This window comes from Paenibacillus litoralis (genome assembly GCF_046244365.1).
Taxonomy (GTDB): domain Bacteria; phylum Bacillota; class Bacilli; order Paenibacillales; family NBRC-103111; genus Paenibacillus_V.
The window spans coordinates 6712068-6723708 of the sequence record NZ_CP176395.1 but is presented as its reverse complement, the minus strand read 5'-3'; the positions used below and the strand labels follow the sequence as shown (position 1 = coordinate 6723708).

10 protein-coding genes are annotated in these 11641 nt (G+C 55.4%); 9 read left to right on the top strand and 1 reads right to left on the bottom strand.

Annotated features, from left to right (window positions below):
• The first annotated feature begins 18 nt into the window (after positions 1–18).
• The 4 genes from ACKGJP_RS28300 to ACKGJP_RS28285 all read left to right on the top strand — a co-directional run bounded on the left by ACKGJP_RS28300 (position 19) and on the right by ACKGJP_RS28285 (position 4553).
• Entirely contained in the window at positions 19–906 is an 888-nt protein-coding gene (locus ACKGJP_RS28300) for a carbohydrate ABC transporter permease (RefSeq protein ID WP_409342123.1), read from the top strand.
• Positions 907–926: 20 nt separating this feature from the next.
• A complete protein-coding gene (locus tag ACKGJP_RS28295; RefSeq protein WP_409342122.1) occupies positions 927–1802 on the top strand; it encodes a carbohydrate ABC transporter permease in 876 nt (291 codons plus the stop codon).
• A 104-nt stretch (positions 1803–1906) separates the two neighbouring features.
• Positions 1907–3334 (top strand): sulfatase, encoded by a 1428-nt coding sequence (locus ACKGJP_RS28290; RefSeq protein WP_409342121.1) that lies wholly within the window; start codon positions 1907–1909, stop codon positions 3332–3334.
• A gap of 208 nt (positions 3335–3542) precedes the next feature.
• The gene (locus ACKGJP_RS28285) at positions 3543–4553 is read left to right on the top strand and encodes a LacI family DNA-binding transcriptional regulator (RefSeq protein WP_409342120.1); all 1011 of its coding nucleotides are present in this window, start codon (positions 3543–3545) and stop codon (positions 4551–4553) included.
• Between the two features lie 365 nt (positions 4554–4918).
• On the opposite strand, the gene ACKGJP_RS28280 is transcribed toward ACKGJP_RS28285, so the two are convergent.
• Complete coding sequence (locus tag ACKGJP_RS28280) at positions 4919–6109, bottom strand: MFS transporter (protein WP_409342119.1); 1191 nt, start codon at positions 6107–6109, stop codon at positions 4919–4921.
• Between the two features lie 463 nt (positions 6110–6572).
• On the opposite strand from ACKGJP_RS28280, the gene ACKGJP_RS28275 reads away from it, so the two are divergent.
• From ACKGJP_RS28275 to ACKGJP_RS28255, 5 genes are all read left to right on the top strand, one after another.
• Complete coding sequence (locus ACKGJP_RS28275) at positions 6573–7643, top strand: ABC transporter substrate-binding protein (RefSeq protein WP_409342118.1); 1071 nt, start codon at positions 6573–6575, stop codon at positions 7641–7643.
• Between the two features lie 103 nt (positions 7644–7746).
• A complete protein-coding gene (locus ACKGJP_RS28270; protein ID WP_409347272.1) occupies positions 7747–8934 on the top strand; it encodes a M20 family metallopeptidase in 1188 nt (395 codons plus the stop codon).
• Positions 8935–8938: 4 nt separating this feature from the next.
• On the top strand, positions 8939–9862 hold the full coding sequence (locus ACKGJP_RS28265) for a nucleoside hydrolase (protein WP_409342117.1): 924 nt from the start codon (positions 8939–8941) through the stop codon (positions 9860–9862).
• Positions 9863–9883: 21 nt separating this feature from the next.
• Entirely contained in the window at positions 9884–10810 is a 927-nt protein-coding gene (gene rbsK / locus ACKGJP_RS28260) for a ribokinase (RefSeq protein ID WP_409342116.1), read from the top strand.
• Positions 10811–11629 carry an ABC transporter permease gene (locus ACKGJP_RS28255; RefSeq protein WP_409342115.1) on the top strand — a complete coding sequence of 273 codons (819 nt, stop codon included), beginning with the start codon at positions 10811–10813 and terminating at the stop codon, positions 11627–11629.
• Positions 11630–11641: the final 12 nt, after the last annotated feature.

Below are 11641 nucleotides of genomic sequence, written 5' to 3'. Positions count from 1 at the left end.
TAAAAGGGGTTGAGCTTCATGAAGAGCGCCAAAGCGGCCGTAAGGCGCAGCCGGCTGATCGGCTACGGCTTTTTGCTGCCGAACATCATCGGATTCGTCGTCTTTATTTTATTTCCCGTCCTCGCCTCGTTCGGCATGAGCTTTACCGAATGGAACGGCTTCGGCGACATCCGCTTTATCGGATTGGATAACTACATCCGGCTCTGGTCGGACGAAAGCTTCCGCATTTCGTTTCTCAACAGCATCATTATGACCGTGATCACGGTGCCGGCCACGCTTTTTTTGGCGATTGTCGCCGCAGTGGCGCTAAATAAAGGGATTAAAGGCATCAAGTTTTTCCGTACGGCGCTGTTTCTTCCTCACATTACATCGACAATCGCAGTAGCGGTCGTGTGGCAGCTGCTGTTCAACCCTACGATGGGGCCGATCAACGGGTTTTTGCACAGCATCGGGATCGATCATCCTCCAGGCTGGTTCGCCTCCTCGCAATGGGCGCTCCTATCCGTCATTATCGTGAACATCTGGCATTCCGTCGGTTATTATATGATTTTGTATTTGGCAGGGCTGCAAGGAATTCCTGCAGATTTATACGAGGCGGCCGAGCTCGACGGTGCAGGCGCGTTTGTTCGATTCCGTAAAATAACGCTGCCGATGCTGTCGCCCGTCATTTTTTTTACCGTTATTATCGGCATCATCAATTCGTTCAAGGTGTTCGACTTGATATACGTCCTGACGCAGGGCGGACCGGGGCGTGCGACGCGCGTGCTCGTCTACGATATTTACTATACGGCCTTCCAGCGCTACGAGTACGGCTATGCGTCGTCGATGGCATACGTGCTGTTTGCGCTCATTCTGGTTATTACCCTCATTCAGTTCCGGGGCCAGAAGAAATGGGTTAACTACTAGAGCAAGCGAGGTGACGCAATATGGAAGCAGTGATTCGAAGCGGAGGTGCCGCCGGTTCGCGCAGCAAAAATAAGCCGGGCGCGCTGCTCCGGAGAGGAATCTTGTACGGGCTGTTGACGATCGTTTCGCTGTCGATGGTCGTGCCCTTCGTATGGATGCTGTCGGCGTCGCTTAAGGCGGAGGCGGAAATATTCGGGTTTCCGATCAAGTGGATTCCGAGCACCATCTATTGGGATAATTACGTCAAAGTTTGGACGCAGGTTCCGTTTCTTACCTACTATTTGAATACGGTCAAAATCGCCGTCATCACGACGGTGCTGCAGGTGATTACCTGCTCTATGGCCGCATACGCGTTCGCGAAGGTGCGTTTTCCCGAGCGGGATAAGCTGTTCGTGGTGTATTTGGCGACGATGATGATTCCGTTCCAGGTAATGATGATTCCGCAATTTTTGCTGATGAAGCAGTTCGGCTTGATCAATTCACACTGGTCGCTTATTTTGCTCGGGGCGTTCAGCCCGTTCGGCGTGTTTCTGTTTCGCCAGTTCTATATGTCGGTTCCGGAGGAATTGTCGGAGGCGGCGCGGATCGACGGCTTAAGCGAGTTCGGCATTTACCTGCGCATTCTGATGCCGCTTATGCGGCCGGCGATCGCGAGTTTGGTCATTTTCACCTTTATGCATTCATGGAACGATTTTCTCGGGCCGCTCATTTATATAAACTCGGATAAGCTGTTTACGCTGCAGCTCGGCATGCAGCATTTTCAATCGGAATACGGGACGGAATACGCACTGCTTATGGGGGCGGCCGTATCGGCGATCGTGCCGACGCTGGTCGTATACTTCATGGCGCAGGACCATTTCATCGAAGGTATCTCGGCGGGTGCGGTGAAGGGGTAAGTGACGGGGCGTAAGCTTTTCCCAATGACTCGATCCTTAGATGAGAATATCGGGTCCTTTGCGGCCCCCCCCCCAACTTAGAGTCGACAGCTGGAGGAATGTTCATGACGCAAGCTGGCAAGAAACCGAATATTTTATACGTGTTCGCCGATCAATGGCGGAGACAGGCGGTAGGGTTTCGCAATGAGGACCCGGTTATAACGCCGCATATGGACCGTTTTGCGGAAGAAAGCTTGTCGCTCGGCAATGCTCTGAGCTGCACGCCCTTGTGCTCGCCGCATCGCGCCGCGCTGCTGACCGGCAAATATCCGCTGACGACCGGCGTGTATACGAACTGCAAGCTGGGCGCGGATATCATGCTGCGCGAGGACGAAACCGGCATCGGCGACGTGCTCAAGAAAGCCGGCTACGATACCGGGTATATCGGCAAGTGGCATCTTGATTTGCCGGAGCAGAATGTGACGCCGGAGCCGCCTTCCGGCGCCCGCGACTGGGATGCCTACACGCCGCCCGGACCGAAGCGCCATGGCTTCGATTTCTGGTATTCTTACGGCGCTTACGATCATCATCTCGAGCCGCATTACTGGCGCGACACGCCTGAGATGATCGGCGTGAAGCAGTGGTCGCCGGAGCACGAGACGGATGTGGCGATCTCCTTCTTGGAATCGCGCAAAGCACGAGGCGCGGAGGATAAGCCGTTCGCGCTGTTTATCTCGTGGAACCCGCCTCACAGCCCTTTCGAGCTGGTGCCGGACAAGTACAGGAAGCTGTACGAGGGCCGGAATATGCCGCTGCGGCCGAACGTGAAGGCCGAACCGCTGACGGCGCATACCGGCGAGACGATGGAAGGCGGGGTAGACAAGCTGCAGCAATATATGCGCGATTACTTCGCCGCGGTTACCGGCATCGACGAGCAGTTCGGCAGATTGCTGGAGACGCTTCGGAAGCTCGGACTGGAGGGCGACACGATCGTCGTCCTAACTGCGGACCACGGCGAGTTAATGGGGGCCCACGGGCTGATGGCGAAACATTCGTGGCACGAGGAGTCGATCGGCATTCCGTTCTTGATCCGCTGGCCGGACCGGATTCGGGCAGGAACGTCCGACATCCTGCTGAACAGCGTCGACCACATGCCGACGCTGCTGACGCTGGCCGGCTGCGAGGTGCCGCCTGCGGTGGAGGGAACCGACTTGTCGGCTTCGTTACGGGGCGGTACGCCGCCTCTAGTGACGTCGGCGTTCCTGTCGGCCTTTCCGGGACGGCTGCCGGCAATCCGCGAGTTCGAGGCTGCGAGCCTCGATAACAAGCGTTACGGCTGGCGCGGCGTTCGCACGAAGCGCTATACGTACGTCGTCCACCGCGGCTACGCGCCTGACGCCCCTGTCGATCGGCTGCTGTATGACTTAAAGTCGGATCCTTACCAGGTTGCTCCGGAGCGGGTCGAGGACCCTGTGCGCCACGTCGTAACCGAATGGCTGGACAGCGAGCTGCGGGGCTGGCTGGCGAGGACGAACGATCCGTTCGAGCTGTGATTGAATTGGAAAAAGGACATTTTCGCCGGCTGGCGCGAATGTCTTTTTTTCTAGCTTCGACATGCGGAACGAACATAATCCGGATCGGCAGAATACCGTTTCCACCGTTTGACAACCCGTCGCGCGTTCCGGTAAGATGAAAATGATTTATGTAACCGATACCACATATGTTACACATTATTCGGACGAATGGGATCAGAGGTGCGGAATGGCGACGATCAGAGACGTGGCAAAGCTTGCGGAAGTATCCGTTGCCACGGTGTCACGAGTGCTGAACAACAATGGCTATGTAAATAAAGAAACGAAAGAAAAGGTGCAGCAGGCAATTAAAATGCTGCAGTATGAGCCGAATACGATGGCCAAAGGCCTCGCCAGCAAAAGGACGGAAACGCTGGCGCTTATTTTGCCGGACATCTCCAACCCGTTCTTTGCCGAAGTGGCGAGAGCCGTGGAAGACGTCGCCCAAATGTACGGGTACACGGTCGTCCTTTGCAACTCCGATAACGATACGGACAAGGAGCAGCGCTACATTCAGGTAATGAAAAGCCGTTACGTCGACGGTATTTTGTTCGCCAGCCATACGCTGCGGACCGCCGATGTCGTCACGCTCAACAAAGCGCTTATTCCGCTTGTCGTTCTTGACCGGGCTCCGGCGGATGTCCCTTGCTTGGTCGTACGCTCCAAAAACAACGAAGGGGCGAAGATGGCTGTCAACCATTTACTGGAAACCGGATGCGCCAAAATCGCCCACATCTACGGACCTCAGGAAACGGCGACGGCCAAAGAACGGCTGATCGGATACGAAGAAGCGGTGCGCTCGTTCGCCTGGTATACGCCGACGTTGATGGAGCCCGGCCGGTTCAGCATCGAGGGGGGAATGGAAGCCGTCGAACGGTTGATCGGGCGGCATCCCGACATCGACGGCATCTTCGTCGGGAACGACCTGATGGCGCTCGGGGTGCTCAAAAAGCTGCAGCAGCTCGGCATTTCCGTCCCCGGGCAAGTGTCGCTTGTCGGTTTCGACGGCATTGACTTGACCGTCATCACCGAGCCTGAAATAACGACGATCGCGCAGCCGATATACGAAATCGGCGCGCTGGCGACTCGGCTCCTCATCAAGCGGATCGAAGGCGAGAACGTCGGCAACGAAGCTTACGAATGCGACGTTACGCTGCTCGCCAGAGGATCGACGCGGCGTCCGGTCCTTACCGGGGAATAGCCCCGGCGGGGAACGGATGCCGGCGGAGGTCCTGCCCTTTTTTGGCAATGCCGGAAGCATCATGCTCCGGCATTGTTTTTTTATTATTAGTGCGTGTTTAAAAAGGCCACTTTTCAGAACCGAGAAGGTTGGATGAATCCGAGGAACGAGGACACGGAGCGTAGGCAAAACCTACGTGAGTACCGCAGTTACCGGATGAATGCAAGATTCGATGTCGAATAACCCACAGTTCTGCTTCGTTATCAAAAGGGGGCTTTTTAAACAACCTCTACTAAAGAAATAAATCCGGCGCTCTCTGCAAAGTAGTCGGAATACGCTTCAAATATCCTCCGCTGATTGTTCCATTTCCCGGCAAACGTTTGGCTTCAAATACGCCGAATGGCGTATATCCTTACCCATAGGGCGCAGCCTGCGAGCAAGAAGGCTGAAAGCAAGAAGACGCCGCGGATGGAGAACGATTCCGACACCGCGCCTCCGATCAGCGGACCGAGCAGGCTTCCAAGCGCATACATGCTGGAGTTTAGGCTGTAGGAACGGCTTTCGGCCGCTTCGGGCGTGTAGCTGCCGATCAGCGTGTTGATGGAAGGCAGGAGACCGCCCATAAACAAGCCGAGCAGGAATCGGACGGCAAGCAGCTGCCAAATGTCCGTAACGAACGCTTGCGGAATGCAGACGACGGCTGACCCGATCAGCGAGAAATAAAGGATGCGGGAGGCGCCGACCTTGTCGCCGAGCTTGCCGAGCAGAGGCGAAGCGAAAATGTTAGACAAGCCGTTAACGGAGCTAGCGAGACCGGCATAGAAGGCTACCGACGCCGCCTGCTGGTGCAGTTCCTGCACAAACAGCGGAATAAGCGCGATCGGGCTCAGAAGCGCCAATTGAATGACGACCGTCGTAGTATTGAGCATGAACAGCTCCGGAATTTGAAAGAGCGGGCGAAACCCTCCGAACAGCGGGGAGTTCGCCCGCTCTTTCATTGATTTGACCGGTCTTTCCTCTTTGACGAGCAGCAAGGCAAGGAGCGAGGCGATCAGGATAAGCCCGCCTGTCATGTAAAAGATCGGACGATAGCCGAACCGGCCGGCCAGCATGCCGCCGAGAAACGGACCGAGTATCGTGCCGGCTACGCCGCCCGCCTGCAGGGTGCCCATCGTGAAGCCGATTTTATCGCGCGGCGTGTTTTTGGACATGAGCGAAATGGAAGCGGGCGAGAAGCCCGATACGATGCCGTTGATCAGCCGCAGCAGCAGCAGATGCCAGGCTCCGCCTGCAAAGCCCATCAGCGTCATGACGACCGCCATGCCGAAGCCGGAGCGCAGCACCATCAATTTACAGCCGTAGCGGTCGGCCAAATTCCCCCATATCGGCTGAAAAACGAAGGAAGTCAGAAAGTTGGCGGAAAAAATAATGCTCGCCCATAAGGCGATCTGATGGTTATCGCGCATGCCCATCTCCTGCAAATACAGGGGAAGGAACGGAATAATCATCGTCATCCCGGCATTGACGAAAAATTGTCCGGTGCCGAGCACGGCCAAATTGATTTGCCATCTTGCCATTTGTCAGTCATCTCCATTCGATTAGTAGGTGCTCGTAAAGAGTCAACGCAAGATTGCCTTTATGTCATGGCGGCTGCTCGTTTTCGAATCGGTTATATATGTAACGTGCTTGGAATCCTCTAAAAGAGAAGTGTCGAATGGTGGCGTTTTCTGTCATTGACAAGCTTCGAATAGGACTTTATTATATATGTAACCGTTACCGCAATTCAATAAACAAAGCTTTATATAGTGGATTTATTGAATATGTAACAGGTTACCTATATACGTTTTCCGGCGATTGAAATCATTTCCGGAAAGCGGCCATCTGCAAGGATCTGATCGAAGGGGTAGACAAGCCGCCGTAAAGCGGCGTCAAGAGGGGGCGATGAGCGAGTCGGCATTTCCGCAAGGGAAAATGCGATAAACAATCGCGATCAAGGGAAAGCTTTGCTAAGATCTCAACCATCATCGGGAGGTATATGTCATGAAGAAAATGTGGACTGTCTCGCTCGCTGCAACGATAATCGCTTCCATGGCTCTGACGGGCTGCTCTTCGTCCAAGAAAGAAGAAGGCGGAGCGCAAAGCGGCGGCCAAACGAAGGAACTCGTTATTTCGACATGGGGCTTCAATGAAGACCTGCTGAAGAAAAACGTGTTCGAGCCGTTCGAAAAAGCGAACAATGTAAAAATCACGCTCGAGGTCGGCAACAATGCGGACCGCTTGAACAAAGTAAGAATGAAAGCGCATCAAGTCGACGTCATCATGCTGGCCGAAGGCTTTGCCGCGCAAGGGATCGAGGAAGGGCTGTTCGAGAAGATCGACCGCACGAAAATTCCGAATGTGAACAATTTGTACGATATCGCCAAAGCGCCGCTCGGCGAAGACTACGGTCCGGCCTATACGATCGGTAGCTCGGGCATCATTTACGACAAAACGGCGACAAGCACGCCTGTAACCTCTTATGCGGATTTGTGGCGGCCGGAATTTAAAGGCAAGCTGTCGCTTCCCGACATCTCGACAACGGACGGCGCGTTCGTCGTCGACTTCGCTTCGAAGGTAGCGGGCTCGCAAACGCTGGATACGGATAAAGCGTTCGGACAACTGAAAACGATCGGGCCGAACGTCTTGAAGTTCTACATGAAGAGCTCCGACCTCGCCAATATGTTCAACCAGAAGGAAATCGCTATCGCGACGGTTCAGAACTTCGTACTCGCCACGGTCAAAAAGGCGAATCCGAACGTCGAATGGGTGACTCCGAAGGAAGGCTCGTACGCCGTTCTGAACATGATGAATATCGTCAAAGGCACGAAAAATAAAGAAATGGGCGAGAAATTCATCGACTGGTGGCTCAGCGAGCAGGTTCAGAAGGCCAATGCGATCGACAAGGTCGACTCCCCGGCGAACAAGAACGTCAAGCTTACGGCACAGGAAGCGGAAGGACTTACCTACGGCGCGGATATCATGAACAATCTGAAGCGCGTCGACTGGAATACGGTCAACAAAAACATGAAAACATGGATCGACAAGTGGAACCGAGAGGTCGTATCGAAATAAAGAGAATACCTTGAAGCGGCTCATCCGTGAGCCGCTTCAACAAATTATGGGAAGGTTCGCAAAAGCCAAAAGCATGGAAGCGGAGTGAAATGCGGTGAAACGAATGACTGTAGAACTTGTAGAAGAGAAGCTTGGCGGCTATTTGCGGGAAGCGTTCGAGCATCTTCACGGGAATCCCGAACTGAGCGGACTAGAATTCGCCACGCAATCTTATTTGAAGGGCGAGCTGGACCGGCTGGGCATCCCTTACAAGGAGATGGCGGGAACGGGACTATGCGCCGAAATTCGCGGGGGGCGTCCCGGCAAGACGATCCTGCTGCGGGCGGATATCGATGCGCTGCCGATCCAGGAAGCGACGGATCTTCCGTACGCCTCACGGCACGAAGGCGTCATGCATGCATGCGGACACGACGCCCATATGACGGTCGCTCTCGGCGTGGCGTCCATGCTGAGCGAGATCCGGGAAGAGCTGGCCGGAACCGTCAAGCTGATGTTCCAGCCATCCGAGGAGAAGCATCCCGGCGGCGCCAAGCCGATGATTGCCGAAGGGATTTTGGCGAATCCGCAGGTGGATGCCGCCATCGGCATCCATACGAATCCTTATTTGCCTGCAGGCACGTTCGGCTTGAAGGACGGATGTATCCTTGCGAACGCCGACCGTTTCTATATTCAGCTGATCGGCAAGGGCGGACATGCCGCCTCGCCGCATGAATGCGTGGATGCGGTGGCGATGGCGGGACAATTGATCGTGTCCGTACAGAACATCGTCGCCCGCCAAGTATCGCCGTTCGATAATGCCGTCGTCACGATCGGCGAAATCAGAGGCGGTACGACGCCGAATACGATTGCCGAACGGGTATACGTGTCCGGGACGGTGCGAACGGTTCGAGCGGAAACGCAGGACCGGATCGAGGCGAAGCTCGGGCGTTTGCTGGAAAGCATCGCAGCCAATTGGGGAGGGACGTTCACGTACGATTACGTGCGCGGCTATCCGATTACGTGGAACGACAAGGGCATGACCGATCTGATAAGACGAACGGCTGCCGAGTGCCTCGGCTCCGCCAGCGTCGTCGAGCTGAAGGACGGTTACATGAGCGCCGACGATTTTGCTTACATTGCGAAAGAAGTGCCGTCCGTGTTTATCGAATGGGGAACCGGCGGTCCGGATGCGCAGCCCGGCCAAGGGGCCGCTTGGCATAATGCGCAATTCCGCGTCAATCAGGACGCCTTGAAATACGGAGTCGCGGTCGTTTCGCAATCGATTGTAAATTACCTGCAGGGAGGGGAATGACGGCATGCGTAAAGTGATTATCGACGCGGATACGGGCATTGACGATGCGCTGGCGCTGCTGCTGGCGGTCAGAAGCGAAAAGCTCGACATTGTGGGCGTCACGACGGTTTGCGGCAACGTTTCGTTGGACCAAGCGACCGCCAACACGAAGAAAGTGCTGAAGCTGCTCGGCAAGGATAAAGACATTCCCGTGATTCGCGGAGCATCCCGGCCGCTTATGCGCGAACCTCTCTTCGAAACGAGCGTGCACGGGTCTTGCGGGCTCGGCGGAGCGCTTGAGAACATGGAGGCGGATCCCGCTGACGAAGGGTTCGCTCCGGATTTCATCATCGAGCAGGCGCAAAAGCATAAAGGGGAGCTTGCGCTCATCCTGATGACGCCGCTGACGAATATGGCGCTTGCGCTTCGCAAGGAGCCTAGGCTTGCCGAGTGGGTTCAAGAGCTGATCATTATGGGCGGCGTCGTATCCGCTCACGGCAATATGTCCCCGGTCGCGGAATACAACATCTACGTCGATCCGGAAGCGGCTAGAATCGTCTTCCATTCGGGTATCCCGATTACGCTCGTCGGCCTCGACGTCACCCGGAAGGCGCTGCTGCACGAAGGGCATATCGAGCAATTGCTGGGGAACGAGGTGGGGGATTTCGTACAAACCTGCACGCGTCATTATATCGACCGGTACAGCCAGGTGAACGGGATCCGGGCGTGCGCGCTGCACGATCCGCTCGCCGTCGGCGTAGCGATCGACAAAAGCATCGTGCAAACCCGCAAGCTATTCGTCGATGTGGAAACGCGAAGCGAGCTGTGCGACGGCCAAACGGTTTGCGATTTTCAGAACCGGCTGAAGCGTACGCCGAATATCGACGTTTGCCTGCAAGTGGATTCGGACCGTTTCTTGGATATGTTTGTCGGGGCGTTGAAACAATAAATCAATCAAGGAGTACTTGCGATGAAGAACGGATCTGTCTTGGTGATCGGCAGTCTCAATATGGATTTGGTGGCGCAGGTCCGCAGCATGCCCAGAATAGGCGAAACGATTATCGGGCATAGCTTTGATATGATGATGGGCGGCAAAGGCGCGAATCAAGCGGTTGCCGCCGCAAGGCTCGGCTCGAAGGTAGCGATGATCGGCTGCTTCGGCAGCGATGCGTTCGGCGACAACATGCGGACTTCGCTGTCGCGCGAGCACATCGATACCGGAGGCATCCGCAAGGTGGATAACGTTTCCTCCGGTACGGCGCAGATCGTCGTCGATCAGAACGGAGCCAATTCGATCGTCGTCGTGCCCGGAGCGAACAGCCATCTCAAGGAACACGATATCGACGGGCATTTGGAGCTGTTCGAAGCTTGCGACGTTGTCGTCCTGCAGATGGAAATTCCGCTGGATGTCGTCCTTTACAGCATAGAGAAGGCCAAGCAGCTCGGCAAAACCGTCGTGCTCAACTTGGCGCCCATGCAGCCTTTGCCGGCCGAGGCTTTAGGGAATGTCGACTACTTGATCGTGAATGAAGTGGAAGCCGAGGAGCTGACCGGCATTTCCGTAACCGATTTCGATCGATTGTCCGCTGGGCTGAAGGCGCTGCCTTGCAAGCATGTGGTGCTGACGCTCGGTGCGGACGGCGCCGCGCATATCGGCGATGTCCGGGTCGACCGGTTCCCCGCTTACCGGGTGAAAGCGGTCGATACGACCGGGGCGGGAGATTCGTTCGTCGGCGCTTTCGCCAGCCGTTTGTCGCGCGGGGAGGCGGTCGAGGATGCGATCCGCTATGCGATCAAAGTTTCCGCGATAACGGTAATGAAGCTGGGTGCGCAAGCGGCGCTCCCGACGGAGGAAGAAGCCGGGAGATTTGAACAATTATGGGGGGCGGAACGCTAGATGAAGAAACCCGCTTATTTGCTTGTGTTACCGGGCGCGCTGTTCTTGACCGTTTTTATGGTCATTCCTATCGCCATGATCATTTTGTCCACGTTTCAGAATGACGGAAGCTTCAGTTTGGCCGGGTACGGCTCGTTCTTCACGGACTCGTACACGCTCGGCATTTTGTGGACGACTATGAAAATCAGCCTGATCTCGACGGTCATATGCATTTTACTCGGCTATCCGACCGCCTATTATATTTCCCGGACCAAAGTGAGCCGCCGCGGCATTTATTTGGCCCTCGCCATTTTTCCGCTGCTCACAAGCGCGATTGTCCGTTCGTTCAGCTGGATGGTGACGCTAGGCAAAACCGGACTTATCAACAATTTGCTGCTCGATTTGCATATCATCGATAAACCGTTGCAAATTTTGTATACCGAAACGTCCATCATTATCGGGATGGTCCATCTGTTTCTGCCCCTTATGATCATTTCGCTGATCGGCGTTATGGAGAACATCGACGGCGATCTGGTGAAAGCGGCTGCAAGTCTCGGCGCTTCCCGGTTCAAGTCGTTCGTCAAGGTCATTCTGCCTCTCAGCATTCCGGGTCTTCTTGTGGGAAGCACGCTGGTGCTGGTCGGCAGCCTAACGGCCTATGCCACTCCGCAGCTGCTCGGCGGGAAGAAACGGGTGCTCGCGACGCTCCTATTTCAGAACACGATGACGCTGAACGACTGGAAAGCGGCCTCGATCATTGCGACGATCATGATTGCCATCACGTTCCTACTGATCGGGATCATGAATGCGTTAGCCAAAAAACTTAACCCGAACGGTTAGCAGGGGGGTAGA

Coding starts and splice junctions, on each gene's coding strand:
- ACKGJP_RS28270 (WP_409347272.1), top strand. CDS start 7,747: ATGACTGTAGAACTTGTAGAAGAGAAGCTTGGCGGCTATTTGCGGGAA.
- ACKGJP_RS28295 (WP_409342122.1), top strand. CDS start 927: ATGGAAGCAGTGATTCGAAGCGGAGGTGCCGCCGGTTCGCGCAGCAAA.
- ACKGJP_RS28275 (WP_409342118.1), top strand. CDS start 6,573: ATGAAGAAAATGTGGACTGTCTCGCTCGCTGCAACGATAATCGCTTCC.
- ACKGJP_RS28280 (WP_409342119.1), bottom strand. CDS start 6,109: ATGGCAAGATGGCAAATCAATTTGGCCGTGCTCGGCACCGGACAATTT.
- ACKGJP_RS28290 (WP_409342121.1), top strand. CDS start 1,907: ATGACGCAAGCTGGCAAGAAACCGAATATTTTATACGTGTTCGCCGAT.
- ACKGJP_RS28285 (WP_409342120.1), top strand. CDS start 3,543: ATGGCGACGATCAGAGACGTGGCAAAGCTTGCGGAAGTATCCGTTGCC.
- rbsK (WP_409342116.1), top strand. CDS start 9,884: ATGAAGAACGGATCTGTCTTGGTGATCGGCAGTCTCAATATGGATTTG.
- ACKGJP_RS28255 (WP_409342115.1), top strand. CDS start 10,811: ATGAAGAAACCCGCTTATTTGCTTGTGTTACCGGGCGCGCTGTTCTTG.
- ACKGJP_RS28300 (WP_409342123.1), top strand. CDS start 19: ATGAAGAGCGCCAAAGCGGCCGTAAGGCGCAGCCGGCTGATCGGCTAC.
- ACKGJP_RS28265 (WP_409342117.1), top strand. CDS start 8,939: ATGCGTAAAGTGATTATCGACGCGGATACGGGCATTGACGATGCGCTG.